A 25,269-nucleotide genomic window follows, 5' to 3' on the forward strand; every position below is an offset into this window, starting at 1 on the left:
TCGGTTTGGACGTTCACAGTTGCTAATAGGAGACGAGCAGCGACTTTCCGTCCTCGCCGAAATCCGGACGGACCTTCAACAGCGTCGCCGAACGGCGAATGATGTTGGCGACCGTCGGCGCCGCGTTCATGCCGGCCGTGGCGTAAACTTGACCTTCCTCCGCCTTCGGCTCGTCGACGACGACGAGAACGACGTAGCGTGGCTTGTCGATCGGAAAGGCCGACAGGAAGGCGTTGAATTTCTTGGTGTCGGAGTAGCGGCCGTTGACCACCTTGTTGGCCGTGCCGGTCTTGCCGCCGACCTTGTAGCCGGGCACGTCGGCTCGGTTGCCGGAACCGCGTTGGTCGGCGACGTTGAGGCGGAAGAGATAGCGCATCTGGTCGCTGGTTTTTTCGGAAACCACCCGTGTTGCAACGGCCTCCGCCTCTTCGCGGGTGCGGGGCAGGAAGGTCGGCGGGATCAGTTTGCCGCCGTTCATCAGCGCGGCCGCGGCCACCGCTGTCTGGAGCGGCGTCGTCGAGACGCCGTGACCGAAGGAAATCGTGATCGAGTTGATCTGCTTCCATTCCTTGGGTTGGGTCGGAGACGCCACTTCCGGGAGTTCGGTCCGCATCTTGCTGAGCAGGCCCAGCCGGGTCAGGAACTCCTGGTGAGCCGCGACGCCGACGACCTCGGCCTCCTTGGCCGTGCCGATATTGGATGAATAGATGAAGACTTCCGGAACGCTCAGCACGCGGCGCTTGCCGTGGAAGTCAGTGATGGTAAAGCCGCCGATACGGATCGGTTTCGTCGCGTCGAAGGAATCGGTGATCTTCACCTTGCCGGAGTCGAGCGCCATCGCGGTGGTGAAGGTTTTGAAGGTCGACCCCATTTCGTAAAGGCCCGCCGACATGCGGTTCATGCGATCCTTTTCGAGCGCCTGCTTCGGCTCGTTGGGGTCGTAGTCGGGCAGCGAGGTCATGGCGATGACTTCGCCCGTCTCGACATCCAGAACGACGCCGCCGGCCGCGATCGCCCGGTAGCGCTTCATGGCCGCCGCGACCTCGTCGCGCACGATGTGCTGGACGCGCAGATCGATCGACAGCCGCATCGGCTGCAAATCGGTGTCGACGGCCAGGCCGGTGTTCTGCAACGCGCGGTAGCCCGCGTCGTCGACGTATTTCTCCATCCCGGCAATGCCCTGATTGTCGACATTGACAGTCCCGACGATGAAGCCCGCCGTGCTGCCGCCGGGATAGAAGCGGCGTTTTTCGGTGCGAAATCCGATGCCGGGAATGCCGAGGTCGAGGATCGCTTGCTGCTGGCCCGGCGTCAGCTCGCGCCGTAGCCAGATGAAGCCGGCCTCGCTGGCCAACCGGCGATAAAGCCATTTGGGATCGAGATCGGGCAGGACCGAGAGCAACAGTTCGCTCGCCTCGTCCGGATCGATGATGCGCCGGGGCTCGGCGAACAGCGATGCGGTCTTGATGTCGGTGGCGAGCACTTCGCCGTTGCGGTCGACGAGATCCGGCCGGGCGGCCATGATCAGGTCGCTTGCGCCTCTGGACGAAGCCGTTTCGGCCGGCGCGACACCCCACATGACGAGACGGCCGCCGATGACGCCATAAACGGCCACGAAGAGGCCAATGGCGATGGTGAAGCGGCTGCGATTTGTCGGGGCGACGCGGCGGCGGCCCTGACGAGCGAAGACATCGAGCTCGGAAGCCGCCGGCACCGGTGCCGTCGGTATGGCCCGTTTGAAGGGATTTGCGATGCGCATCACCGGACCACCGTTTCCGAGTTGTCGGCATAGCCGCCGAGCGTGTTGGTCTGATCGGGAAGGAAGTTCACCGGCCGGGCAGGCAATTGATCGGGCTCGACGATCTGATCCGGCCGCATCGGCTGCAGCTTGAGATCCGACGCGAAGGCGTCGACCAGGCGCTGGAGCCGGCTCGGCTGATCGAGCAGGCTCCAGTCGGCCTCGAGCAGGGCGATGGTCTCACGCTCCAGCGCGATCCGGCGCTCGACCTTGGCGACCTCCGCCTCGAGCAGTTCAGCCTCGTGCTTGATCTTGTAGGTCCAGGCCGCGGCGGAAATCATGACCGCGATGAGAACGATGTCGAGGGTCTTCAACATGGCTGTCAGTCTCCGGTCTGAGGAAGGTCGGCGAGCGATGGCAGGGCGGCGAAAGCGAGCGCGTCGTTTTCGCCGCGCGGCGCCTCGGCAGTCCGCACGCCGTGGCGCAGCTTGGCCGAACGGGCGCGCGGGTTGCGCGCCGCTTCCGCATCGGAGGCGGCCAGCGCCTTGTTGCGGGCCTCGAAAGTCTGCGTGGCGGGAGCGATGTCCGGCAGGTGTCGCGATCCCGACGGCGGCGACGAGCGGTCGCGCAGGAAGCGCTTGACGATGCGATCCTCGAGCGAATGGAAGGTCACGACAACGAGACGACCGCCGGGCTTCAGCACCCGCTCGGCCGCGACCAATGCGCGAGCGAGCTCGCCCAGTTCGTCATTGACGAAGATACGTAGCCCTTGAAAACTGCGGGTTGCGGGATCGATCCGGTCCTTGGGCGAGCGCCCCACTACCCGACCGATGACCGCGGCAAGATCGAGGGTCCGGGTGAACGGCTTTTCCGCCCTGCGCGCCTCGATCGCCCGCGCAACGCGCCCCGCCTGCTTCTCTTCGCCCAGGAATCCGAGAACGCGCGCCAGATCGCCCAGCTTCAGCCGGTTGACGACGTCGGCGGCGGTCGGCCCGGACGCGCCCATGCGCATATCGAGGGGACCGTCCTTCTGGAAGGAAAAGCCGCGCTCGGCTGCGTCGATCTGCATCGACGAAACGCCGACGTCGAGCACGATGCCATCGACCGCGCCGCTATGATTTTCAACGATCGTCTCGAGGTCGCCGAAGCGGCCCTCGACCATCGTCATCCGGCCGCTGTAACCTTCGGCGAGCCTGCGTCCGGTCGCCACCGCCGAAGGGTCCCGGTCGATGGCCACGACACTGGCGCCGCGATCCAGAATGGCGCGCGTATAGCCGCCCGCGCCGAAGGTGCCGTCGACGATCGTCTCGCCCGGCTGCGGGGCAAGTGCCGCCAGAACCTCGTCGAGAAGCACCGGAACATGACGAGCCGGTCCGCCAACGACAGGATCCTCGCCCCCGCCGTTGCCCGCCATCATTCCGGTGATCCCGCTGACGTGCCGACCGAACCACGCGCCGCCAAAAGACGCGCCCTCGCTTCGGCCCGGTACGCCTCGAACCGCGACGGCTCCCAAAGCTGGAAGAAATCGCGGGCACCCACGAAGGCCACCTGATCGGTGATCCCCGTATGCGAACGAACGAAGTCGGTCATGGTGATCCGCCCCTCGCTGTCGAATTTCAGATACATCCCGTCGCCGAAAGCGAAGACCGACAAATCCTGAAACGTTTCGCTGAACGGGCTGGTCGCATCCATCTGCCGCTCGAAACGCTCCAAGAGATCGGGACCGCCGACATCCATCACCGGCTGACCGAGACTGCGCATGGCAAACAGCTCGCGAATGCCGCGCGTCGCGATCACCTGCCGAAACGCGGCCGGCACCGACACGCGCCCTTTGGCGTCGACGTTGTTCACCCAGTTGGAGAGAAACCGGTCCATCAGTTCGCGAATGCTTTGAAGCGACCGGTTCGCATTCCATCAAAACCCCCGCTCGTCCGCCGCCCACCGACACAGCTCCGCCACGGCGAAGGGTGCCATACAGCACTCGTCGCGAGCCTCGGCTCGTCCGCGGCCCGGCCTGCGATGTTCGAAATGGGGCACTGACCGAGCCCCTAATGATGGATTACCGGATAGCATGGGCACTCTTGGGCGTCAATGGGATAGACCGACACAGCGCCTGTTGAAAGACATGCCAAATTTTTAGACAATCACTCTTAACGTCCTATTAATATTGATATTTTTGGAACTTCAGGCATTGCCCCCACAGCATCACCGCAGTCGTGTGACGGGCCTCCGGGGTGGGGGCCAGGGTCTCACGAAGGCAGCGAAAACAAAGGATTGCAGACAAATGCACGCGCGGTGTGGGCGCGTCCCAAAATTCAACCGGAGCAGTTCGATCGCGACTGCCGGAAGCGGCGCTGAATTCGCCAGAAACGTAGAAAAGAAAGAGCCAGTCGGCCTGTAAGCCGGGTTCTGTAGGCGGCAAAGCCGCCTGGCGACCATTCCTCTGGGACGGTCCTTGCGAACCGCCTCAAGCAACCCACCCGGACGACCGGCCCGGAGAAGGGCTGGCGATGTCACCCGAAGGCGAACCACCGCGTCGTCCCTATTCGGTCTTGCTCCCGGTGGGGTTTACCGTGCCGCTGCCGTTGCCGGAAGCGCGGTGGGCTCTTACCCCACCGTTTCACCCTTACCCCGCCAATACTGCGGCTCCGCTGCCGAGGCTCTTGCGCCGGTCGAGCCGCACTATAGGCGGGGCGGTCTGTTTTCTGTGGCACTTTCCCTGGGGTCGCCCCCGCCGGACGTTATCCGGCACCGTTTCTCCGTGGAGCCCGGACTTTCCTCCCCCGCCGTCTTTCGACGTATGACGGGAGCGGTCGCCCAGCCGACTGGCACGCCGTAGGTGTCCGCGCGAGGAACGGAAGTCAATGGGAAAGACAGAAGGCGTTGCCGGAATGCTGGCGACGACGCCACCCTGTTCAATTTTCAAGCGCCCCTCAAACGCAAAACACCCGGCGCCCCCACGCCGGATGTTTTCCATTTCGAAGCGATGAGGAAGCCGCGGCTTACGCCCGCGCCATCTCCACCTTGACCTTCGAGCAATAGCGCTTGGACACCGGGTTCATCCGCTTCGCGTAATGGCCCGCATTGTATTTGAGGATCGTGCCGCAGGTGGTGCCGCCGCCGCGCTTCACCGCGCCGGCCAGGTAGCGCATGCCCCATTTGATGTTGGTATCGGGATTGTAGAGCGCCTTCGTGCTGCCCTTGTAGCCCATGCCGCGCGCCGTCGCCGGCTTGATCTGCATCAGCCCGACCTCGCCGGCGGCGCCGGTCACCTTGGCGCGGTAGCGGCTTTCGACACTCACCACGGCATGCGCCAGAGCGATCGGCACGCCATTGGCCTTGGCATGTTTGGCGATGATCGCGGCGTAGGGGCGCTCGGAAAGGCGCTCCAGCGAGGCCACCTGAACCCCGGCGGTCTCGGCGTGTTCGGACTCGGTCTGATGAGCGAAGATGGCAGTGGTTTGGCCGAGGAAAATCGTCGCGGCGAGCGCCGCGGCAGTCAGTCTAAGCATGAATACCCCAAATTGATCGAAGGCCGCCCAACCCCTTGTGCAGGCGGCTTTTACCCCTCGCCACAAATGCATCGCGGCTTCGGCGAGCCGTGGTGTGCAGCGCAATATGATCGGGAATGTGGCATTGCTGTCACGCAACATTTCATATTGAAATATTGCGTCCCGGATCAGGCGACGCTCGGTGCCCTAGCATCCCGGTCGAAGGGTGAGCGGGGCAAAGCCGTCAGCAACCGATGCAGGGTCTCGATCGTCGAAGCGTCGGCGACACCGTCGACCCGTTCGGGACGAAAATGACGCTGGAAGGCGACCGTCGCGAAATGGGTCGTATCCTCGAATACGCCGTCGATCGGCACCGCGTAACCATAGGCGGCCAGCAGCGACTGATAGGCGCTGACTGGCCCGCCCCGATCACCCCGGCCGAAGAATCGGCCACCGCGCAACGGAGCCGGCACGACGAAGTGTCCGATGCCCGCAAAAAAAAGTTGATCCCAAGGGAACTTTTCGCCGGGATCTGATTTCCGTGCGGGCGCAATGTCGGAGTGTGCCAGCACGAATTCAGGCGGAATCGGCCAGCGGCCGACACATTCCCTGCATAATTCGATGACGGAGGCGATCTGCGCGGCGGGAAAATCCGGGTAGCCGTTGCCATGACCGACATTGACGATCTCGATGCCGATCGAGCGGGAATTGACGTCGCCGCGTCCCCGCCAACTGCCTTCGCCGGCGTGCCATGCGCGTTGCTCCTCGGGCACCATCTGGACGACGCGGCCGTCCTCATGCACGAGATAGTGGCAGGACACCCCGCTTTGCGGATCGCACAGCCAACGCACCGCCCCCTCGCCCGTGCCCATCCCGGTATAGTGGAGGATCAGCATGTCCGGGCCACCCGACAACCGGCGTTCGGTGTGGTTGGGCGACGGCCGGACCTCGTCGATGCGCGCGGCGTCGGGTTTCAAGCCGCGGTCTTTCCCGAGATGGAGTGATAAGCGGCGTTGATCGCCTTCATCCGTTCCGTTGCGATGAACATGAACTCGTCCGGTACGCCGCGGGCGGACAGCCGGTCGGGATGGTTCTCGCGCACCAGCGACAGATAACGCGCGCGGGTCTCCGCCGGGGGCGCGTCCGGATCGAGCCCGAGCACCGCATAGGGGTTCTCGGCACCCAGGATATGGCGGTTCTTGATCCGGGCGAATTCCTGCTCAGTCAGACCGAAGATCCGGCCGATCTCGGCGAGGAACGCCAGTTCGCGCTCATGCACCAAGCCATCCGCCTTGGCGATATGGAACAGGCCGTCGAGGACATCCGCCAGCAACTGGCAATCCCCGTCCTCGTCACGGCACAACGCCCGCAGACGCGCGGCATAGATCTCGAAGCCGGCAATGTCCTCCTTTGCAATGTCATAGAGGCGAAAGACATTGCGCATTTCCTCGGGCGGAATCTCCAGAATCTGCCGGAACGCGGTGATTTCCTGCTGGGAGACGATGCCGTCGGCTTTCGCCATCTTGGCGGACAGGGCGATCACCGCGACGCCGAAGGCGACCCGACGGCGGGTCTCCCGGTCGCCGCCGAACAACGCCCGGATGCTTTCCAGAATCGCCTCGAGACTGGCTCGGCCACCGGCCGGGATTGCCTGGAGCAGGGTATTGAGGTTGGATAATATCTGCATTGCGGAGGCTCGCCGCCCTTTGTCGATTCGCAATTATCGGCGATCGCTCCCGGCGAGGCAAATGCCGCACCGCACCCTGCCGCCATCAAGGCCGGGATCGCTCGTGACCCTGTAAATGATGCCGGCAAGCTTCGGTCAAGCTCACTTTGATCTGATCGGAGTGAGATTGCGCGAATTTCGTCCTGGATTGCGTCGGTGCGCCCCGATCGGCCTGGCAGCCGTCCGCGTCCATTGCCAGACTCGCGAACGCCTACGCCGGCGCCACTTGCGATTTGCCCCAACCCGCCATCATGATGGCCCCCTCGAACCGATCCGAGCCGACGATGAAGCCTTTTTTTCCAACCCACCCGGCCCCATCGACCCGAGCGCGCCGCGGTCTGGGCAGGCGGGCCCTTGTCCTGGCCGGCATAGCGGCGGCGCTGCTGGTCGGCGGCTGCCGCTCCACCGCCCTCGACGTCAAGGAGCTCGGCCTCACTGGCATGGCCGCTGAGTCGGCCTATCAATACCCGGTCCACGGCATCGACATCTCGAAATATCAAGGCGCGATCGACTGGGACGCGGCCCGCGACAGCGGTGTCGCCTTTGCCTGGCTGAAGGCGACCGAGGGCGGCGACCGGGTCGACGAACGGTTTGCGGAAAACTGGCGGAAAACCCGGGCGGTCGGCATACCGCGCGGCGCTTATCATTTCTGGTATCATTGCCGGCCGGGCATCGAGCAGGCACGGGCCTTCATCAACGCCGTCCCAAAAGATCGCCTGGCGCTGCCGCCGGTGATCGACATCGAATGGACGCCCTTCTCGCCGACCTGCACCAAGCGCCCGCCCCGCGAGGATCTGGTCCGCGAGGTAACGGCAATGGCCGATGCCCTCGAACGCCATTATGGCCAGCGCCCGCTGCTCTACATCCCGATCGACGTGCATCGCGACCGGCTGGTCGGCGCCTTCCCGCGCCATGAGGTCTGGGTGCGAGCAGTGCGGGATCATCCCGACAACGTCTATGAGAACCGCCGATTCCGGTTTTGGCAATACACCGAGAAGGGCACCGTGCCGGGCATAAAGGGCGAGGTCGACCGCAACGCGTTCGCCGGAACCCGCGAGGACTGGAAAAAGTGGCTGGAAGCGAATCTCTCGCGCTGAATTTCTTCAATCCGCCATCTTGAATGGCTACTCGGCGTGCGCCCTCGCCGTCTTTAGAGAAAAGGATCCCCGCGATGCTTCGAGCCCGCCGTCTTGCCCTGACCCTGACCTTGCTCCTCTCGGGCACCAGCCTCGCGGCGGCGCAGCAGTGCGGCGGCGACTTTTCGCAGTTCCTCGACGGGGTCCGGGCCGAAGCACTTGCAAAGGGCCTGTCTCCGGCTGCCGTCGATACGGCGCTCGCCGGCATGCGAATCGACCAGAAGGTGCTCGCCGCCGACCGGGCGCAGGGCGTCTTCGCCCAGGATTGGCAGCAATTCGCCACTCGCATGGTCAATGGTCACCGGCTGACCCAGGGCAAGGCGAACCTTCAAAAATACGCCAGCGTCCTTGCCCAGGTGGAGGCAGAGACGGGCGTTCCCGGTCCGGTGATCGCCGCCTTCTGGGGGTTGGAGACCGACTACGGCGCTGTGCTCGGCAATTTCGACACGCTGGCGGCTCTGGCGACGCTCGCCCATGACTGCCGGCGGCCAGAGTTGTTCCGCCCGCATCTCATCGGCGCGATCGAGATCGTCGATCGCGGCTACCTCACCCCGTCGGAGATGAAGGGCGCCTGGGCCGGCGAGATCGGCCAGACCCAGCTTCTGCCGGAGGAATATATCGCCTTCGGCACCGACGGCGACGGCAATGGCCGCGTCGATCTGCGCAAGGATGCCGCGGACGTCCTCGTCACCACCGGCAAATACATCCAGTCGCTCGGCTGGCGCGGCGGCGAGCCGTGGCTGGAAGCCGTGCGAGTGCCGGCGGATTTCCCCTGGGACCGCGCCGCCCTCGTCAACAAGGAGCCGCGCTCCAGCTTCGCCGCGCTCGGCGTCGCCAGGGCCGATGGCTCCCCGCTTCCCGCCGACGAGCTGCCAGCGGCGCTGATTCTGCCGATGGGGCGTGGCGGTCCGGCCTTCCTCGCCTATCCGAACTTCGACATCTATCTGAAATGGAACAAGTCGCTGGTCTACTCCCTGACCGCGGCCTATTTCTCCACCCGCCTTGCCGGTGTCCCGCCGATCGACATGGGCAATCCGCAGCCGGGCCTCGACCTCGATCAAACCAAGCGACTGCAGCAGCGACTCGTCGAGCTCGGCCATGATGTCGGCGGCGTCGACGGCATCCTCGGCGAAAACACCCGCTCGGCCGTGCGCCGCGAGCAGCAGCGGTTAGGCCTGCCGGCCGACGGCTGGCCGACGCGGGATCTGCTCTCGGCGTTGTAGACCCGTCCGGGTCGCGGGTTTCCTTATTCCCAGCGACCCGGCTCCTTCTTTCTTTTTTCGGCCGATGCTCTCGACGACCTTTTTCGGCCTACCCCACTAGACGACCGGTCTAATCGACCCAATATGTCGGCCATGACCGATACCCGCACGCATCTTTTGACCGTAGGAAGAGGGCTCGCCGCCCAGCGGGGATTCACGGCCGTGGGACTTCAGGAACTTCTGAAGGCGGCCGCAGTGCCGAAAGGGTCCTTCTACCATTATTTCCCGTCCAAGGAGGCCTATGGCTGCGCGCTGCTTGAGAGCTTCGTGAAAGGCTACAAGGCCGATCTCACCCACACACTCGACAACACCGCCCTGTCGGCGAAGGATCGCCTGCTGGCCTATTTCTCGGACTGGCGGCTGAAACAATGCAGCTCCCGGTCGGAGGATCGGTGCCTTGTGGTCAAGCTGTCCGCCGAGGTCGCCGACCTGTCGCCCGGCATGAGCGCGATCCTGCAGGACGGGGTCGGTGCCATCGTGGCCAAATTGGCCTCGGCTCTGCGCCAAGGCGTCAGCGACGGGTCGATCGGCCCGACCGACGATCCGGAAGCCCTCGCCACGACCCTTTACCAGATCTGGCTCGGTGCGAGCCTCATGGCCAGTCTGGCACGGGACGGCTCTCCTTTCGATGTCGCCATGGCGGCGACCGAGAGGCTGATCCGTCGGCCCTGAAATTGTCTCGCGCCGGACCAACGGTCGCGCGCCCTCCCTCGAACCACAATCGAAAGTTGATCATGTCCCAGACCGACAACGCCAACCGCCGTATCGTCCTCGCCGAGCGCCCCAAGGGCGAGCCGACGGACAGCACACTCAAGCTCGAAAGCATCGACATCCCCGCTCCCGCGGATGGCCAGATGCTGTTGCGCACCGAGTTCCTGTCGCTCGATCCCTATATGCGCGGCCGCATGAGCGACGCGCCCTCCTATGCCCCGCCGGTCGCGGTTGGCGAGGTCATGGTCGGCGGCACGGTGTCAAAGGTCGTCGAATCCAAGCTGAAGGGTTTCGACACGGGCGACTGGGTGCTCAGCTTCAATGGCTGGCAGGACTACGCGCTGTCGGACGGCCAAGGCGTAACGGCGCTGGGCCGCGATCCCAAGCATCCATCCTGGGCGCTCGGCATCATGGGCATGCCCGGCTTCACCGCCTGGGCGGGGCTCACCCAGATCGGCGCGCCGAAGGCTGGGGAAACCCTCGTCGTCGCCGCGGCTACCGGTCCGGTGGGCGCCACGGTCGGCCAGATCGGCAAGCTCATGGGCTGCCGCGTCGTCGGCATTGCGGGCGGTCCCGACAAGTGTGCCTACGCCGTCGACACGCTCGGCTTCGACGCTTGCATCGATCACAAATCCGGGGATTTCGCCGAACAGCTGAAAGCCGCGACGCCTGACGGCATCGACATCTATTTCGAGAATGTCGGCGGCAAGGTCCTCGACGCGGTCGTGCCGCTGCTCAATATCGGCGCCCGCATTCCGGTCTGCGGCCTGGTCTCGCAATACAACGCCACCAGCCTGCCCGACGGGCCGGACCGGATGAACTGGCTGATGGGCCAGATACTGCGCAAGCAGCTCACCGTGCGCGGCTTCATCATCTTCAACGACTTCGTCCACCTCTATCCCGAATTCGCCAAAGCGATGAGTGCGTGGATCGAAGCGGGGAAGATTCACTACCGCGAAGAGATCATCGACGGTCTCGAAAACGCACCTCAGGCCCTCTTCGGCCTGCTCAAGGGCGAGAATTTCGGCAAGCGGGTGATCCGCGTCGGCAACACGAAATAATCAATCTCAAGGATAGACACATGAACATTCTGATGGTCCTCACCTCCCACGACACCCTCGGCGACACCGGCGAAAAGACCGGCTTCTGGCTGGAGGAATTCGCCGCGCCCTATTACGTTCTGCGCGACGCTGTCGCCAAGATCACCATCGCATCGCCAAAGGGCGGCCAGCCGCCACTCGACCCGAAGAGCGATGCGCCGGACGCCCAGACCGAAGCGACCGAACGCTTCAAGAAGGATGACGCCGCGCAGAAGGCGCTCGCCACGACCGTCAAGCTCGCGGAAATCGACCCGGCGGACTTCGACGCGGTCTTCTATCCGGGTGGCCACGGCCCGCTCTGGGATCTAGCCGAGAGCGCCGACAGCAAGCGCCTGATCGAAGCGTTCGCCGCCAGCGATCGCCCGGTTGGCGCCGTCTGTCATGCCCCGGCGATCTTCCGCCACACCAAAGGCATGGACGGCAAGCCGCTGGTTTCCGGCCGTCGCGTGGCGGGATTCACCAATACCGAGGAAGAGGCCGTCGGCCTCACCAACGTGGTGCCCTTCCTGGTGGAGGACATGCTCAAGGCGAATGGCGGCCTTTACGAAAAGGGCGCCGACTGGGGTTCCTACGTCGTCGTCGACGGCAAGCTCGTGACCGGCCAGAACCCGGCCTCGTCCGAAGAGGCCGCGAAAGAGTTGCTGAAGCTCCTGAAATAAACCGAACCACTGCCCTCCATCGGCCTCTCTTGGTCGTTGGAGGGCGGCGTCCGGCTGAAATGACGGGTGGCGTTTCGGTTGGTTCGTCCGAGGTATCGATGATTGTTACCGTCATCGGGAACCAATTGCTGCAATGCAGCATTCCTCCCTTGCATTCACTGCACTCGCGTTCTTCTCCCAAGTGGAGGGCACCGGGCTGCGGACTCCTCCCCACAGGATTTCAATCCATGAAACCACTTTCCAAGGCCACCATGATGGAGGCGACCCGTCTGACCCGAAACGGGCAACTCCAGGAAGCGATGGCCCTTCTGCAAGGGTTGAGTTCGGACGAGGCCTCGTCGGCCGCGGGTTTCGACGCACAGCACGACAAGGATCGCCGGCCTGCAGGTGACCCAGCTTCCGTCATCGACATCACCCCGCCCGCCGTGGCTTCAAAGACCCGGACCGCATCACCTTCCCCGGACAGAGACCCGCGGATCGAGCCGAAAAAATCCGCGATCCCGCAGGTACTGCGTGGATTTCTCGACCGGATCGGGACGCAAGGGTTCGAGGGTCTCGGCGGTTCGCCGCTCGCTCCCGACACAGGTCCCTTGCCCGAGGGTGCCCGATTTTCCGCCCGCACCTACGCCAACGCGGCGGGAAGCCGCGACTACAAGATCTATGTCCCGAGCGGATATGATGGGCAGGCGGTGCCACTCGTCGTCATGCTGCACGGCTGTACCCAGTCGCCCGACGACTTCGCCGCTGGCACGCGGATGAACGAGCTGGCCGAGGAGCAGACCTTCCTGGTGGCCTACCCCGCCCAGTCCCGCTCGGCCAACACCTCCAAATGCTGGAACTGGTTCAATGCGGGCGATCAGGAGCGCGATCGCGGCGAGCCGTCGCTGATCGCCGGAATCACCCGACAGATCATCGACGAATTTTCCGTCGAGCCGAAATGCGTCTACGTCGCCGGCCTGTCCGCTGGTGGCGCCGCGGCAGCGATCATGGGGGCGACCTATCCCGAGCTTTTCACCGCCGTCGGCGTCCATTCGGGCCTCGCCCGCGGGGCCGCGCGCGACATGGGGTCCGCCTTCGCAGCGATGCGCAAAGGCGCCGCCCCCGACTCCCAGACGTCGCTGTCCGGCGGCTTCGTCCCGACCATCGTCTTCCATGGTGATCGCGACGCTACCGTGCATCCCGTCAATGGCGAGCATGTGATTGAACAGGCGAAGGCCGCCGCCGGAGTCCAGACCGAAATTCGCCAGGGCGAAGCCCCCGGCGGGATACGATATACCCAGACGGTCCACGCCGACGACCAACGAGGGTCTTCGCTTGAACATTGGGTCCTGCATGGCGCCGGCCACGCATGGTCCGGCGGCAGTCCCGCCGGAACCTATACGGAGCCGAAAGGCCCCGACGCCAGCCGCGAAATGCTGCGGTTCTTCCGCGAGCAAGCCGGGGCAACGCGCGGCTGAACGCCACGACGGAGCGGTACGCTAAAAACCATGCAGGATGCCGGGCGCAACCAGTGGCGCCCGGTTTCCCGTCATACCAAGAGGCCTACTGACGACCCGGCCTGCCGCCCATTGGTGACATGAAGACCTGCATTTCCTCGATCGTGACCTTGCCATTCGCGTCGGCGTCGACCGCCTTGAAGAACCGCGCATGCACGGCCTGGACCTCATCGAGTGACAAAGCGCCATCGCCGTCGATATCGAGCAGGATCATCATCATCCGCATCATATGAGCGCCGCCCATGCGGGAACCCATCATACCGCCCCGCATGCCCCACCGCTCGTCAAGGTCGTCGTCGTCTCGCTCCGACCGCTGCCCGCCCGGACGCATCATGTCGTCGTCCTGCTGCTGCATCATCTTGCCTGTTCGATCCTGCTGTCCGGTCGCCCCATGGTCCTGGTCGCCTTTGGCGGCCATGGCGCTGCCGGCCAGGATCAACGCGGATGTCGTCAACGCCAATATCGACTTGAACATCGTGGGTCTCCTCTTGATCGCCGGCACGGCCGGCATCGAGCCTCGTTGCCGGGCGCTGTCGCGCGCGAAACCGAGTCTGAGGTTCGTCAAAGACCGCGACCGGCGACATAGGCGATGGAGACGTTATCGGCCTTGCGGCCTGCCGCGGCATTGACGCAAATCAACGCTTCGCGCGATGCTGTAATCATTCAGCGGCGCCCTTGACCCTCCAGTAGGGACAAGGTCTATGTCCCGCCGCATTCCAAGCGGCGTTATGCGCCGGCAATCTTGTAACGGCGGTTCGATGCTCACCCTTCCCACTCTCGGCGTCCTGACCTATCCGCAGATCGACCCGGTCTTTCTCGATCTCGGACCGGTCCAGTTGCGCTGGTATGGCCTGTCCTATGTCGCCGGCATTCTCTGCGGCTGGCTCTACGGGCGCTATCTCGTCGGCAACACCAAGCTCTGGCCGAACGGCGTCTCGCCGATCACCAAGACCCATATCGACGACCTGATCCTGTATCTCACCCTCGGCATCGTCATCGGCGGGCGATTGGGCTCCGTGTTCTTCTACGATTTCGAGCGATACGCCGCTGAACCGCTAGCCATCTTCAAGGTCTGGGAGGGCGGCATGGCCTTCCACGGCGGCCTCATCGGGGTCTTCGTCGCCATGCTGATCTTCTGCCGGGTCTACAAGGTGCCAGTATGGAGCCTGATCGACGTGGTCGCCGCATCGGTGCCGTTTGGGCTATTCTTCGGACGCATTGCCAACTTCATCAATGGCGAGCTGTGGGGCGCGCCGACCAGCGTCTCCTGGGCGATGGTGTTTCCCTATGCCCCCGACGCCCTGCCCCGGCACCCGAGCCAACTCTACGAAGCCGCGCTCGAAGGCATCGTGTTGTGGCTGATCCTCAGGATTGCCACCCATCACTTCAAGATGCTCGGCCGTCCCCGCTTCGTCGGAGGATTGTTTCTGTTCGGCTATGGCTGCGCCCGCATCTTCGTGGAGCTGTTCCGCATGCCCGACGTGCAGCTCGGCTATCTGTACGGCGGCTGGCTCACGATGGGCATGGTGCTGTCGATTCCGATGCTGCTCATCGGCATCTGGGGCATGGCAACCGCCAAGCCGCGCGCCTACGAGCCGCGCCCCGTGGAGGACGCGGGAACCGGCGCCGCACAATCTTGAACCCGCTCGCCCGCAAGATCGCGGAGTTGATCCGCATCGAGGGGGCGATCGGCCTCGATCGCTATTGGGACTTGGCGCTGTTCGACCGCGAGCATGGCTATTACGCGGCGCGCGAGCCGTTCGGCCGGACCGGCGATTTCATCACCGCGCCGGAGATCAGCCAGATGTACGGCGAACTGATCGGCGCCTGGATCGCCGCGGCGTGGCGCGAACACGGGTCCCCAGCTTCGTTCCTGCTCGCCGAGATCGGGCCGGGACGCGGTACGCTGATGGCCGACATCCTGCGCACCTTGCGGTCGGTCGCACCGGACTGCCTCAAGGCCGCCAAGGTCCGATTGGTGGAAACCAGCGACCGGCTCGCCGCCGAACAGATGACGACGCTCGACCGTTTCGATCTGCCGATCCGCCGGGTCAGACGGATCGCGGATCTGGAACGGGAGCCACTGCTTCTCGTCGCCAACGAACTCTTCGACGCACTCGCCATCCGCCAATTCGTCTTCGACGGCGAGAGCTGGCGCGAGCGCTGCGTCTCGGTCGCCGATAGCGGGCGGTTCGAGTTCGTGCTGTGCCAGGCAAGGCCGGAAACGCCTGGCAAGATCGCCGCGACTTTGCCGCACCCGCCGATGGCCGGCGCGGTCCTCGAAGTGTCGCCGGCGCGCGAGACCCTGGCGGCGGCCATCGCCCAGCGCCTGGCCGAGGACGGCGGTGCCGGGCTGTTCATCGACTACGGCCATGCCGCGACCGGCTTCGGGGACACGCTACAGGCGATCCACGGCCATGCCTTCGCAGATCCGCTCGACCGGCCGGGCGAAGCGGACCTCACCAGCCATGTCGATTTCGCGCGGATCGCGGCGCCGTTTCGACATACAGGGCTCGCAGTCTCTGCCGCCGCGCCCCAGGGTGAATGTCTGCTCGCCCTTGGTCTCCTCGAACGCGCCGGCACTCTCGGCAGTGGAATGGACGAGGCGGGGCAGGAGGAAATCCGGGCCGCGGTGGCGCGGCTGGCAGGCACCAGCGAGAAAGAGATGGGGATTCTTTTCAAGGTATTGTCAGCGTCTTCTCGCCCGATGTCTTTACCGCCTTTCGGGCTGGCCGGGGTCGATTGACGCCGCATTGACTTCGCCCGAACCCTCCACCACCATCCCGCGCCATGTCCGATACCCGAGCAAGCCCCGCTACTCCCCTCGCCGATACGGCGATCATCCGCTCGGACCGCCTGACCGGTGCCGGGTGCGTCAGCCATGCCTTTTTCACGCGTCTCGGCGGGGTATCGGAAGGCATCTATGAGGGTCTGAACGTCGGTGCCGGCTCGAACGACCGGCGCGAGGATGTCGAGGAAAATCGCGCCCGAGCGGCCGCCACGCTGGGAGCGACACCGGATAATCTTGCCACTCCGTGGCAAGTCCATTCCGGAGAAGCCGTCGTGGTCGATGGACCGTTCACGGGGGAACGACCACGCGTCGACGGCATCGTGACCGGCCGCCCCGGGCTCGCCATCGGCGTCGTGACCGCCGACTGCGGGCCGGTGCTCTTCGCCGACCCGAGGAACGGCGTGATCGGCGCCGCCCATGCCGGCTGGCGCGGGGCGCTTGGCGGCGTCCTCGAAGCCACGGTCGCGGCGATGGAGAGAGCCGGCGCGGACCGGGATTCGATCGCGGCCGTGCTGGGACCGACGATCACGCAGCCCAACTACGAGGTGAGCGTCAACATGATGACCGAGTTCCTCGACGGCGACGCGACGAGAGAGCGTTTCTTCCTCGGCGGAGCGTCGCCCGATAAACGCCAGTTCGACCTGCCGGGCTTCATCCTGGCACAATTGCGGGCCAGCGGGGTCGCCGCGAGTTTCGTCGGCACCTGCACCTACACCGACCCCGATCGTTTCTTTTCCTACCGGCGCACCACCCATCGCGGCGAGCCCGACTACGGCCGCCAGCTATCCGCCATCGCTCTGAGAGGCTGACCGATGCTGCATTTCGGACGGGACGAATTCGAGGCTCGGCGGGACCGGCTGATGCTCGAAATGGCCGAGCAGAAGCTGGACGCGATGATGCTGTTCGCCCAGGATTCGATGTATTGGCTGACCGGCTACGATTCGTTTGGCTTCTGCTTCTTCCAGAGTCTCGTGGTCAAGGCGAACGGCGAGATGCGCCTTTTGACCCGCTCGGCCGATCTTCGCCAGGCTCGCCATACCTCGATACTCGATGTGATCACGGTCTGGCGTGACCGAGGTAGCGCCGATCCCGTCATCGATCTGCGCGACATGCTGGACGAGATGGGTTTGCTCGGGGCGCGCATCGGCGTCGAATGGGCAACCCACGGGCTTACCGCCGCCAACGGCCAGCAGGTTGCGGAACGGCTCGGCTCGTTCGCGTCGCTGAAGGACGCCTCGACGCTTATCCCGATGTTGCGGGCAATCAAGAGCCCGGCCGAGATCGACATGGTCCGCGAAGCCGCGCGCCTCGCCGACGACGCCTTCGACGCCGCCCGGCCGCTGATCCGGCCGGGGGCGGACGAGGCCGAAATCCTCGCGGCAATGCAAGGCGAGATCCTTCGACAGGGAGGCGACTACCCCGCCAACCCCTTCATCGTCGGGTCGGGCCGCGACGCCCTGCTCTGCCGCTACAAATCCGGTCGGCGAAAGCTCGACGAAGCGGACCAGCTGACCCTCGAATGGGCCGGCGTCAAGGCCCAGTACCACGCGGCATTGATGCGCACCGTGATCGTCGGCCGGCCCACCGACCGGCACCTCGAACTGCATGCCGCCGCCCGGGAGGCGCTGGAAGCGGTGGAAGCGACCATGCAGCCCGGTCATACGTTCGGCGATGTCTTCGACGCCCATGCCGCCGTCATGGAGGCGCACGAGCTGGCCCGCCACCGGCTGAGCGCCTGCGGCTATTCGCTCGGCGCGCGCTACGCCCCATCCTGGATGGACATGCCGATGTTCCATTCCGGTAATCCGGCTGTCATCGAGCCGGGCATGACTCTGTTCGCCCACATGATCATCATGGATTCCGATAGCGAGACCGCCATGACGCTCGGGCGCACCTATCTGACGACGACGGCCGAGCCGGAGCCGCTATCGCGCTTGCCGCTCGATCTTATCGTTCTGTAAAGCACAACAATCGAATCGCGCGCATCGACCGGGCCAAAGTGCCATTTTCGAGGGTTTTTTAAGATTTCCCTGCAAGAGGTTGCTGACGTTCGACTGGTGGAAACGCCAGACCTGACAACGGCAAGGGAACAGCTCCCGTGAAAACCCGCAACGCCCGTCGCGCGCCGGTCATTGCCGTCAGCCTTTCCGCGGTCCTCACCGCCTGTACCGGCGTCGACGGCACCATCGGCATGGGACAGAATGGCCCGGTGCCGAGTATCGACATCGGTTCGACAAGCATGCTCGGAGCGCCAGTGGGCTCGATGTCCGCGGCAGCCGGCGATAGCATATGGGCACCGCCGCCCGCGCCGCAGGCCCAGTATCCGGTCGCGGCTTATCCCGCCGCCGCCTCTCCGGCCGCAGCCTATCCACCTGCCGCGTCCGAGCCGCTCACGCCCCGGCGTGCCGCTGTCGCATCCGCGCCGCTCGCTCCTCCTCCCGCAACTCTCGCATCCGAGCCACTCGCCCCGCCGCCGACTCAAGCGGCCGCCACCCCACCGCCTGCGGCTATGCCCGCTTCCTCCACCGCGGCAGTCCGGACCACGGGCGAAATCCAGTTCCTGCCACTGGTCGGGGCGCCTCAGGACAAGGCCGAATTGCTCGCCCGCGCGCTGTCCGACACGGCAGCGGCGCAGGGCCTGCGGATCCGGCCCGCCTCGGAATCGGTTACGGATGTTCGGCTCAAGGGCTATTTCTCGGCGTTCAACGACGGCTCCACGACCACGCTCGTCTATGTCTGGGACGTGCTCGACGCCAACGACCAGCGCATCAAGCGCATCCAGGGCCAGGAGACCATCCCCGGCAAGACGGACGATCCATGGGCGGCGGTTGATCTGACCACCTTCCAGACCGTTGCCAGGCGGACCCTCAGCGAGGCCTCGGAATTAGCGCCCCGCGCTGGCTGAGCATCGTCTCGCCTTGCGTGCCGCTTGGGTGATTCTTGCCGCACTGCGAAACCGCGCGGGTTGACGATTGGCGCGATGTTGTTATGAGCCCCTCCATCGATCGGCCTCGCCAAGGACACCGCCCAGATACGGCTTGCCATAGCGCTTGCCCAATCGGTGGTCCGATTACCGGAAAGAACGCGATGAAACTGTTCAGCGGCAATTCCAATCGCGTTCTCGCAGAAGCCATCGGACGCTACCTGGAATTGCCTCTCGGCGACGCCATGGTCCGACGTTTCGCCGATCAGGAAATCTTCGTCGAAATCCAGGAGAATGTGCGCGGCGAGGATGTCTTCATCGTCCAGTCGACGGCCTATCCGGCCAACGATCATCTCATGGAACTGCTGATCATGATCGATGCCCTGCGCCGGGCCTCGGCCCGCCGCATCACCGCCGTAGTCCCCTATTTCGGCTATGCCCGGCAGGACCGGAAGGCCGGCGGCCGCACGCCGATCTCCGCCAAGCTGGTCGCCAATCTGATCACCGAGGCCGGCGCAGATCGTGTCATGACGCTGGATCTCCATGCCGGGCAAATCCAGGGCTTCTTCGACATTCCCACCGACAATCTCTTCGCGGTACCGTTGATCGCGCGCGACGTGAAGGCGCATCAGGATCTGTCGAACCTGATGGTCGTCTCGCCGGACGTCGGCGGCGTCGTGCGCGCGCGGGCGCTGGCCAAGCGCCTCGACGCGCCGCTTGCCATCGTCGACAAGCGCCGCGACCGGCCCGGCGATTCGGAGGTGATGAACATCATCGGCGACGTCACCGGCCGCAACTGCATCCTGATCGACGACATCATCGATTCCGGCGGCACGCTGTGTAACGCCGCCGACGCGCTGGTGAAGGCCGGCGCCAACAGCGCCTCGGCCTACATCACCCACGGCGTCCTGTCGGGCGGGGCCGCCGCCCGCATCACCGCCTCGAGCCTTAAGGAACTGGTGATCACCGATTCGATCCAGCCGACTAAGGCGATCCTTGCCGCCCACAACATCCGGGTCGTGACCACCGCGAACCTTCTCGGCGAGGCGATCGCCCGCACCGCATCCGAGGAATCGGTCTCCAGCCTGTTCGACTGAGAGGCTGCCAGCGCCGGCGCCGGCGCGATCGTTCAGCGCCCGATCGCATCTGGCCGCGCGGCGATTTTCGGCGTAATATTATCAGCCTGCCCCCCGAAACCGGGAGCCGGGCCATGCTCAACCGCCTCGACCAAATCAGTGTCCGGCAGGTGCTCCTTGCCAGCATCGGCCTTGTCGCGATCCTGTTCGCCATTGGCCTGGCAACCCGCGAGAACGTCGCCGACAAGCCGTATCTGACCATCGCCGGCTCCGGCTTCATCTTCAATTACCGTGTCGCGGACGCCTATTACGGCTTCACCGCCATCGTCGAGAAGCCGGTGCGGAACTATTCGCGCATCGAAGCGTCGTTCGAAGACCCCGCCGGTGGACCGCCGTTTCTCGTCAGCACCAAGCTGACACCGCGCAGCAAGCGGTACGGCCTGCGCTCTCCGCCTCTCAGCGGCATCGAAAAGAACAAGCCTTACCGCGTGACGGTACGTCTCGTTCAAAATGGCGACGACGCGGTGCTATTCGAGGACGCGTTCACCGTTGCCTCGCAAATGTCCGACGCCGTCATGCCGCCCGCCCCGCTGACCATCGGGCCGGGCTATACGCGCAACCCTGTCCTGCCGGACGGCTGGAAGGCGCCGAGCCCGGAATGACACGGCCGGCGTCGCGTGGTCGATCCAGGATTTGCCACACCGAGCAGCAGCTTGATCAGGACTGCGCAGCGATTGCGGGGGCCGCTGTCCCGATGCCTGGAACGGCGAACGCCTCGATCCCCGCCTTGATGCCCGGCGCCGCCTGCCGTCCCAGGCAAACGAGATCGCCCTGATATAGATCATCGAACGCGCGCGACGCCACGACAGGCGTGGAGAGGCTCTTGGTGAGTGATTCCAGCCGTGTGACTTCATTGGCTGCCGGCCCGGTCACCGTCAGGTCAAGTCGCCGTTCGGTCCCGACATTCCCGTAGATTACCTTGCCGGCATGCAGGCCTATTCCGAAGGCAATAGGATCGATCCCCTGTTCTGCCCGCATCTTGTTCTTGCAATCGGCGCGGGAGAGCGCCTCGCGCGCCGTCATCATCGCCGCCATGCACATTTCCGCTACCGGCCGGGTGGTGGTCTCGAACGGAAAAATCGCCAGTACGCCATCGCCGATGTATTTCAGCACTTCGCCACCATGATCGATGACGGCTCCGGCCGTACAGTCGAAATAATCGTTGATCGTCGCGAAATAGTCGTCGATACTGAGCTGTGCGGCGAGCGTAGTTGAGCCCCTGAGATCGCTGAACCAGAGGGCGCAGTCAATCACCCGGCCGTCGCCCTTCTCAACCAATCCGGCCAGAACGCTGCGCCCGGACAGTGTGCCGAGATAGGTCTCCAGCAGGACTTCGGCGAGGTTGCGGTCACTGGCCATTTTGACCGTGAGCGCGATCGCTACGGAAAGCCCGCGAAGATTGTCGACTTCCGACCGGGAAAAGCCGCCGATCCGCCGGGTGCAAAAGGACACCATGGATCCCTCCGTGCCGGCCGGCAGGTCGGCCCAGTCTAGTGGATCGGCTCGCCCGTAGCTCTCGTAACATGCAATGTAATCCGTCATGCCCGCCTCCCGAAGCATTACGAAGAGCGGAAACTGCTCACATGCCTTGGGGTCGTCGAGCCGCGTCCGCTGGAACCGGACCTGATGCTTGACCAACTGGTAGAATGGCGCCTTCTGGAATTGCGACGACTTCGCCGCCGCGCGCGGAATTGACTGGCTTCGGCAAGTATCGCTCGCCATATCCCATGTCATGTCAAGGGCGCCGAGAACGGGATGAAGCAGCAGGCCGCCGACATTGATGCGGCAGACCGGTACGCCGCCTGTGATCAGCCGCCGGCCGAGTTCGCGCACCGTTTCGCTGAGATCGCCATCGTGTAGCGCCCGGTCCAGCAGCCAATCGGCAATGCCGCGGAACAAAAGGGATTCTGGCATGGCCCCGCAGCTCCCTCGGCCTACGTTGAAAAGCACCGCTCGGCCGGCCTGTGATGGCAACGATGATGCAGAACTTTTCGTAACGGAATAAGAGCGTAGCGAATTCATTGCATCCAGGCGAATCTGGATATCGGACCACAGGGTATCTCGCTAGATAGTCTGTTCCGAATTGGGTTATTCCCCGATAGGGCAAGGCGCAGAATAACCTCTTGGCCTCGCCCGCCTTGCTCCTCCCCGCGCCTTGCGCTATAGGCACCCCGTCCGCGCAGACACCCTTGGAGGCAGCGCGGAGTTGAGCGGTCTGGTCGGCTTTTGCTGACGGGTCCGCTTTTCGTCGTTTCGGACAAGACGTCCGCGCGACCACCTCGCAAACAAAAGGATATAGCCATGAGCGAGACCTTCACGGTCAAAGCCGAGGCGCGCGACAAGGTCGGCAAGGGGGCCGCCAGACATCTTCGCCGCTCCGGAATGATTCCCGCCGTCATCTACGGCGACAAGCAAGATCCGCAGCCGATCGCCATCCCCTACAAGGAAACCTTTCTGGCGTTGCACGCCGGCGGTTTCATGACCCATGTCGCAACGATCGAGCTGAACGGCAAGAAGATCCAAGTGCTGCCGAAAGACTATCAGCTGGAGCCGATCCGCGACTTTCTGATGCATGTCGACTTTCTGCGCGTTTCCGCAAAGACCCGCGTGACCGTCGAAATCCCGGTTCACTTCGAGAACGAGGACGATGCGCCGGGCCTGAAGCGCGGCGGTGTTCTCAACGTCGTGCGCTATACGGTCGAGGTTGTCGCGCCGGCAAGCGCCATTCCCGAGGCGTTTACCCTGGATCTCACCGGCCTCGAGATCGGTGCGTCGATCCATGCGTCGGCGCTGACGTTGCCGAAGGGCGTCGATCTGACCATCACCGACCGCGACTTCACTATCGCGACGATCGCGGCCCCGGCCGCGCTCCGGTCGGAAGAAGATGAGGCAGCGGCGGAAGCCGAGGCGGCTGACGAAGTCGAGGCAACCGAGGTTGCTGATGGCAACGCCGGGGACGATTCCGGCGAGGACAAGTAAGCGGCCGGCTCCACCGAGCCACGTTCACGAGAAAAAGGAGCCGGGCGATGTTGCTGATCGCAGGATTGGGCAATCCCGGCTCCCGCTACGCCGGGAATCGCCACAATATCGGGTTCATGGCGATCGACGAGATTGCCAGGGACCCGTCCTTCTCCCCTTGGTCGAAGAAGTTTTCCGCCGAGATCGCCGAAGGCCAGATCGGGGCTGAGAAGGTGCTTCTCGTCAAGCCGCAGACCTTCATGAACGAGTCCGGCCGCTCGGTCGGCGAGGCGGCGCGCTTCTTCAAGATCGAGCCCGCGAACATCGTCGTCATCCATGACGAACTCGATCTGGCGCCGGCCAAACTGCGGGTGAAGACCGGCGGCGGCAATGGCGGCCATAACGGGCTTCGATCGATCGACGCCCATCTCGGCACCAAGGATTATAAGCGCGTGCGCCTCGGTATCGGCCACCCCGGCAGCAAGGACGCCGTCACGCCGTACGTCCTCGGAGACTTCGCCAAGGTGGACCGGGAATGGCTCGATCCCTTGATCGAGGCGGTCGCCCGTCACATCGACAGTTTGGTCGCCGGCGATGATGCCCTGTTCATGAACAAGGTGAGCGTTGCCACCGGGTCGAGTGAGCCGACGGGCGCCAAGGGCGCGTCGGCGGGACCTGCCAAGCGCCAGGGCAACGGCAAGAGCCAAAGCCACATTCGCCAGGCACGCGGCAGCGGCCCGGCGGTGACGCTGCCGGACAAGGGTCCGATGGCCGAGATGCTGAAACGAATTTTCGGGTCGAAGGACTGAGCGGGGCCGAAGCTCTGCCGGGATCGCCCCGCACGAAGACAAGGACCAGAACCCATGGGTTTCAGATGCGGTATCGTCGGCCTGCCGAATGTCGGCAAATCGACGCTGTTCAACGCGCTCACCAAGACCGCCGCCGCGGCGGCCGCCAATTATCCGTTCTGCACCATCGAGCCGAATACCGGCGACGTGCCAGTGCCGGACGCGCGGCTGAAGGACATCGCCCGGATCGCCAAGTCGGCGGCAATCATCGCCACGCGGATCACCTTCGTCGACATCGCCGGCCTGGTGCGCGGCGCGTCAAAGGGCGAAGGGCTCGGCAACCAGTTCCTCGCCAATATCCGCGAGGTCGACGCCATCGTGCATGTGCTGCGCTGCTTCGAAGATGACGACATCGTCCATGTCGAGGGGAAGATCGACCCCGTCGCCGATGCCGAGACGGTCGAGACCGAGCTGATGCTGTCGGACCTCGAGAGTCTTGAGCGACGCACGGTCTCCACCCGAAAAAAGGCGGCCGGCAAGGACAAGGAGGCACAGCAGGCCCTCCCGGTCATGGAGGCGGCGCTGGAGAAGCTGCAGGCCGGCGAACCGGTGCGGGTGCTTCTCGCTGGGATGGACGCGGAGGAGCGGCGCGAGTTGCGCAACCTCAACCTTTTGACCTCAAAGCCGGTTCTCTATGTCTGCAACGTCGCCGAGGACGACGCGGCCACCGGCAACGCGCATTCCGAGGCGGTGGCGGCGATGGCCGAGCGTCAGGGAGCGCGAACCGTGGTGATTTCGGCGGAGATCGAATCCGAGATCGCCCAGCTTCCGTCCGAGGAAGTCGGCGACTATCTGGAAGCGATGGGCCTGAGCGAGCCCGGCCTCGATCGGCTGATCCAGGCTGGCTACGAGCTCCTCGACCTGATCACCTACTTTACCGCCGGTCCCAAAGAAGCGCGCGCCTGGACGGTCAAGCGCGGTGCCAAGGCGCCACAAGCGGCCGGCGTCATCCATACCGACTTCGAAAAAGGCTTTATCCGCGCCCAGACGATCGGCTTTTCCGACTTCGTCGAGCTCGGCGGCGAGACGGCCGCCAAGGAAGCCGGTAAGGCGCGCGACGAGGGTAAGGAATATGTCGTCCAGGACGGCGATGTGCTGATGTTCAAGTTCAACAATTGAACCAGCTACTCTCGGACAATATGCGCCGAATTTATCCATGATCAGGTTTGGTTTACCCGCGCTCCGACACTCAGTTATTTTCAGTTGAGAGCCTGATTCAAAAGTTCAGCAATAGATCCAATATCTTGCGATGCGCCTCGTGAGCATTCGGATGCTGGCGATGAGCGTCCAGGCC

General features: G+C 64.4%; 25 protein-coding genes and 1 other RNA gene. 16 read left to right on the forward strand and 10 right to left on the reverse strand.

Translation table 11 applies throughout. The features are described 5' to 3' along the window. Positions 1-22 precede the first annotated feature (22 nt). The 8 genes from VQ044_RS12900 to VQ044_RS12935 form a co-directional block, all read right to left on the reverse strand. A complete protein-coding gene (locus VQ044_RS12900; protein ID WP_327647657.1) occupies positions 23-1,759 on the reverse strand; it encodes a peptidoglycan D,D-transpeptidase FtsI family protein in 1,737 nt (578 codons plus the stop codon). Next, positions 1,759-2,115: a cell division protein FtsL gene (gene ftsL, locus VQ044_RS12905; RefSeq protein WP_327623031.1), complete on the reverse strand. Its 357-nt coding sequence runs from the start codon at positions 2,113-2,115 to the stop codon at positions 1,759-1,761. Before ftsL ends, VQ044_RS12900 begins: the two co-directional genes overlap by 1 nt. Positions 2,116-2,120: 5 nt before the next feature. Next, on the reverse strand, positions 2,121-3,155 hold the full coding sequence (gene rsmH, locus VQ044_RS12910) for a 16S rRNA (cytosine(1402)-N(4))-methyltransferase RsmH (RefSeq protein WP_327647632.1): 1,035 nt from the start codon (positions 3,153-3,155) through the stop codon (positions 2,121-2,123). Then, positions 3,152-3,613 (reverse strand): division/cell wall cluster transcriptional repressor MraZ, encoded by a 462-nt coding sequence (gene mraZ, locus VQ044_RS12915; protein ID WP_327623029.1) that lies wholly within the window; start codon positions 3,611-3,613, stop codon positions 3,152-3,154. The genes rsmH and mraZ overlap by 4 nt, the downstream gene beginning before the upstream one ends. Before the next feature lie 507 nt (positions 3,614-4,120). Beyond that, an RNA gene (gene rnpB, locus VQ044_RS12920) (RNase P RNA component class A) lies at positions 4,121-4,567 on the reverse strand. Between the two features lie 173 nt (positions 4,568-4,740). Further along, positions 4,741-5,250, reverse strand: a complete 510-nt coding sequence (locus tag VQ044_RS12925; protein WP_327623028.1) for a lytic transglycosylase domain-containing protein — start codon at positions 5,248-5,250, stop codon at positions 4,741-4,743. Between the two features lie 167 nt (positions 5,251-5,417). Continuing rightward, a complete protein-coding gene (locus VQ044_RS12930; protein WP_327647633.1) occupies positions 5,418-6,206 on the reverse strand; it encodes a peptidoglycan recognition protein family protein in 789 nt (262 codons plus the stop codon). After that, entirely contained in the window at positions 6,203-6,916 is a 714-nt protein-coding gene (locus VQ044_RS12935) for a J domain-containing protein (RefSeq protein WP_327647635.1), read from the reverse strand. Before VQ044_RS12935 ends, VQ044_RS12930 begins: the two co-directional genes overlap by 4 nt. Before the next feature lie 323 nt (positions 6,917-7,239). On the opposite strand from VQ044_RS12935, the gene VQ044_RS12940 reads away from it, so the two are divergent. The 6 genes from VQ044_RS12940 (at position 7,240) to VQ044_RS12965 (ending at position 13,280) form a co-directional block, all read left to right on the forward strand. Next, positions 7,240-8,052, forward strand: coding sequence for a glycoside hydrolase family 25 protein (locus VQ044_RS12940; protein ID WP_327647636.1), 813 nt, complete (start codon positions 7,240-7,242; stop codon positions 8,050-8,052). 74 nt (positions 8,053-8,126) lie between these two features. Next, entirely contained in the window at positions 8,127-9,314 is a 1,188-nt protein-coding gene (locus VQ044_RS12945; RefSeq protein ID WP_327647637.1) for a lytic murein transglycosylase, read from the forward strand. A 123-nt stretch (positions 9,315-9,437) separates the two neighbouring features. After that, positions 9,438-10,025, forward strand: coding sequence for a TetR/AcrR family transcriptional regulator (locus VQ044_RS12950; protein ID WP_327650865.1), 588 nt, complete (start codon positions 9,438-9,440; stop codon positions 10,023-10,025). Positions 10,026-10,087: 62 nt separating this feature from the next. After that, positions 10,088-11,125, forward strand: coding sequence for an NADP-dependent oxidoreductase (locus tag VQ044_RS12955; RefSeq protein WP_327623022.1), 1,038 nt, complete (start codon positions 10,088-10,090; stop codon positions 11,123-11,125). Between the two features lie 20 nt (positions 11,126-11,145). Then, on the forward strand, positions 11,146-11,823 hold the full coding sequence (locus tag VQ044_RS12960) for a type 1 glutamine amidotransferase domain-containing protein (protein ID WP_327647641.1): 678 nt from the start codon (positions 11,146-11,148) through the stop codon (positions 11,821-11,823). Positions 11,824-12,050: 227 nt separating this feature from the next. Then, positions 12,051-13,280: an extracellular catalytic domain type 1 short-chain-length polyhydroxyalkanoate depolymerase gene (locus tag VQ044_RS12965; protein WP_327647642.1), complete on the forward strand. Its 1,230-nt coding sequence runs from the start codon at positions 12,051-12,053 to the stop codon at positions 13,278-13,280. 85 nt (positions 13,281-13,365) lie between these two features. Here the strand turns inward: VQ044_RS12965 and VQ044_RS12970 are convergent, their stop codons facing one another. Then, on the reverse strand, positions 13,366-13,794 hold the full coding sequence (locus tag VQ044_RS12970) for an EF-hand domain-containing protein (protein ID WP_327647644.1): 429 nt from the start codon (positions 13,792-13,794) through the stop codon (positions 13,366-13,368). Positions 13,795-14,077: 283 nt separating this feature from the next. On the opposite strand from VQ044_RS12970, the gene lgt reads away from it, so the two are divergent. The 7 genes from lgt to VQ044_RS13005 all read left to right on the forward strand — a co-directional run bounded on the left by lgt (position 14,078) and on the right by VQ044_RS13005 (position 20,771). Then, positions 14,078-14,959, forward strand: coding sequence for a prolipoprotein diacylglyceryl transferase (lgt, locus tag VQ044_RS12975; protein WP_327647646.1), 882 nt, complete (start codon positions 14,078-14,080; stop codon positions 14,957-14,959). Next, a complete protein-coding gene (locus VQ044_RS12980; RefSeq protein ID WP_327647647.1) occupies positions 14,956-16,065 on the forward strand; it encodes a class I SAM-dependent methyltransferase in 1,110 nt (369 codons plus the stop codon). Before lgt ends, VQ044_RS12980 begins: the two co-directional genes overlap by 4 nt. A gap of 44 nt (positions 16,066-16,109) precedes the next feature. Continuing rightward, positions 16,110-16,919 (forward strand): peptidoglycan editing factor PgeF, encoded by an 810-nt coding sequence (gene pgeF / locus VQ044_RS12985; protein ID WP_327647649.1) that lies wholly within the window; start codon positions 16,110-16,112, stop codon positions 16,917-16,919. Positions 16,920-16,922: 3 nt separating this feature from the next. Further along, positions 16,923-18,071, forward strand: a complete 1,149-nt coding sequence (locus tag VQ044_RS12990; RefSeq protein WP_327647650.1) for a M24 family metallopeptidase — start codon at positions 16,923-16,925, stop codon at positions 18,069-18,071. A 137-nt stretch (positions 18,072-18,208) separates the two neighbouring features. Beyond that, complete coding sequence (locus VQ044_RS12995; RefSeq protein WP_327647651.1) at positions 18,209-19,015, forward strand: hypothetical protein; 807 nt, start codon at positions 18,209-18,211, stop codon at positions 19,013-19,015. 182 nt (positions 19,016-19,197) lie between these two features. Continuing rightward, a complete protein-coding gene (locus tag VQ044_RS13000) occupies positions 19,198-20,130 on the forward strand; it encodes a ribose-phosphate pyrophosphokinase (protein WP_327623013.1) in 933 nt (310 codons plus the stop codon). Between the two features lie 113 nt (positions 20,131-20,243). Beyond that, a complete protein-coding gene (locus tag VQ044_RS13005; protein WP_327647652.1) occupies positions 20,244-20,771 on the forward strand; it encodes a hypothetical protein in 528 nt (175 codons plus the stop codon). A 55-nt stretch (positions 20,772-20,826) separates the two neighbouring features. Here VQ044_RS13005 and VQ044_RS13010 read toward each other — a convergent pair whose 3' ends face one another. Continuing rightward, positions 20,827-22,083: an adenylate/guanylate cyclase domain-containing protein gene (locus tag VQ044_RS13010; RefSeq protein WP_327647653.1), complete on the reverse strand. Its 1,257-nt coding sequence runs from the start codon at positions 22,081-22,083 to the stop codon at positions 20,827-20,829. Between the two features lie 387 nt (positions 22,084-22,470). Here VQ044_RS13010 and VQ044_RS13015 point away from each other — a divergent pair, with 387 nt between their 5' ends. The 3 genes from VQ044_RS13015 to ychF are packed head-to-tail and all read left to right on the forward strand — an operon-like array spanning position 22,471 to position 25,094. After that, the gene (locus VQ044_RS13015) at positions 22,471-23,148 is read left to right on the forward strand and encodes a 50S ribosomal protein L25/general stress protein Ctc (protein ID WP_327647654.1); all 678 of its coding nucleotides are present in this window, start codon (positions 22,471-22,473) and stop codon (positions 23,146-23,148) included. Between the two features lie 47 nt (positions 23,149-23,195). Continuing rightward, complete coding sequence (pth, locus tag VQ044_RS13020) at positions 23,196-23,936, forward strand: aminoacyl-tRNA hydrolase (protein WP_327647655.1); 741 nt, start codon at positions 23,196-23,198, stop codon at positions 23,934-23,936. Positions 23,937-23,990: 54 nt separating this feature from the next. Next, positions 23,991-25,094, forward strand: a complete 1,104-nt coding sequence (ychF, locus tag VQ044_RS13025; protein WP_327647656.1) for a redox-regulated ATPase YchF — start codon at positions 23,991-23,993, stop codon at positions 25,092-25,094. Positions 25,095-25,269: the final 175 nt, after the last annotated feature.

Source organism: Aurantimonas sp. C2-5-R2 (genome assembly GCF_036549495.1).
Classification (GTDB): Bacteria; Pseudomonadota; Alphaproteobacteria; order Rhizobiales; family Rhizobiaceae; genus Aurantimonas; species Aurantimonas coralicida_A.

What these genes read in the sequence shown, in the direction of transcription:
- VQ044_RS12940 (WP_327647636.1), top strand. Translation starts at nt 7,240, where the DNA reads ATGAAGCCTTTTTTTCCAACCCACCCGGCCCCATCGACCCGAGCGCGC.
- VQ044_RS12955 (WP_327623022.1), top strand. Translation starts at nt 10,088, where the DNA reads ATGTCCCAGACCGACAACGCCAACCGCCGTATCGTCCTCGCCGAGCGC.
- ftsL (WP_327623031.1), bottom strand. Translation starts at nt 2,115, where the DNA reads ATGTTGAAGACCCTCGACATCGTTCTCATCGCGGTCATGATTTCCGCC.
- pgeF (WP_327647649.1), top strand. Translation starts at nt 16,110, where the DNA reads ATGTCCGATACCCGAGCAAGCCCCGCTACTCCCCTCGCCGATACGGCG.
- VQ044_RS12945 (WP_327647637.1), top strand. Translation starts at nt 8,127, where the DNA reads ATGCTTCGAGCCCGCCGTCTTGCCCTGACCCTGACCTTGCTCCTCTCG.
- VQ044_RS12950 (WP_327650865.1), top strand. Translation starts at nt 9,438, where the DNA reads ATGTCGGCCATGACCGATACCCGCACGCATCTTTTGACCGTAGGAAGA.
- VQ044_RS13015 (WP_327647654.1), top strand. Translation starts at nt 22,471, where the DNA reads ATGAGCGAGACCTTCACGGTCAAAGCCGAGGCGCGCGACAAGGTCGGC.
- VQ044_RS13005 (WP_327647652.1), top strand. Translation starts at nt 20,244, where the DNA reads ATGCTCAACCGCCTCGACCAAATCAGTGTCCGGCAGGTGCTCCTTGCC.
- pth (WP_327647655.1), top strand. Translation starts at nt 23,196, where the DNA reads ATGTTGCTGATCGCAGGATTGGGCAATCCCGGCTCCCGCTACGCCGGG.
- VQ044_RS12990 (WP_327647650.1), top strand. Translation starts at nt 16,923, where the DNA reads ATGCTGCATTTCGGACGGGACGAATTCGAGGCTCGGCGGGACCGGCTG.
- ychF (WP_327647656.1), top strand. Translation starts at nt 23,991, where the DNA reads ATGGGTTTCAGATGCGGTATCGTCGGCCTGCCGAATGTCGGCAAATCG.
- VQ044_RS12900 (WP_327647657.1), bottom strand. Translation starts at nt 1,759, where the DNA reads ATGCGCATCGCAAATCCCTTCAAACGGGCCATACCGACGGCACCGGTG.
- VQ044_RS12970 (WP_327647644.1), bottom strand. Translation starts at nt 13,794, where the DNA reads ATGTTCAAGTCGATATTGGCGTTGACGACATCCGCGTTGATCCTGGCC.
- VQ044_RS12925 (WP_327623028.1), bottom strand. Translation starts at nt 5,250, where the DNA reads ATGCTTAGACTGACTGCCGCGGCGCTCGCCGCGACGATTTTCCTCGGC.
- rsmH (WP_327647632.1), bottom strand. Translation starts at nt 3,155, where the DNA reads ATGATGGCGGGCAACGGCGGGGGCGAGGATCCTGTCGTTGGCGGACCG.
- VQ044_RS12960 (WP_327647641.1), top strand. Translation starts at nt 11,146, where the DNA reads ATGAACATTCTGATGGTCCTCACCTCCCACGACACCCTCGGCGACACC.
- mraZ (WP_327623029.1), bottom strand. Translation starts at nt 3,613, where the DNA reads ATGGACCGGTTTCTCTCCAACTGGGTGAACAACGTCGACGCCAAAGGG.
- VQ044_RS12965 (WP_327647642.1), top strand. Translation starts at nt 12,051, where the DNA reads ATGAAACCACTTTCCAAGGCCACCATGATGGAGGCGACCCGTCTGACC.
- lgt (WP_327647646.1), top strand. Translation starts at nt 14,078, where the DNA reads ATGCTCACCCTTCCCACTCTCGGCGTCCTGACCTATCCGCAGATCGAC.
- VQ044_RS13010 (WP_327647653.1), bottom strand. Translation starts at nt 22,083, where the DNA reads ATGCCAGAATCCCTTTTGTTCCGCGGCATTGCCGATTGGCTGCTGGAC.
- VQ044_RS12935 (WP_327647635.1), bottom strand. Translation starts at nt 6,916, where the DNA reads ATGCAGATATTATCCAACCTCAATACCCTGCTCCAGGCAATCCCGGCC.
- VQ044_RS13000 (WP_327623013.1), top strand. Translation starts at nt 19,198, where the DNA reads ATGAAACTGTTCAGCGGCAATTCCAATCGCGTTCTCGCAGAAGCCATC.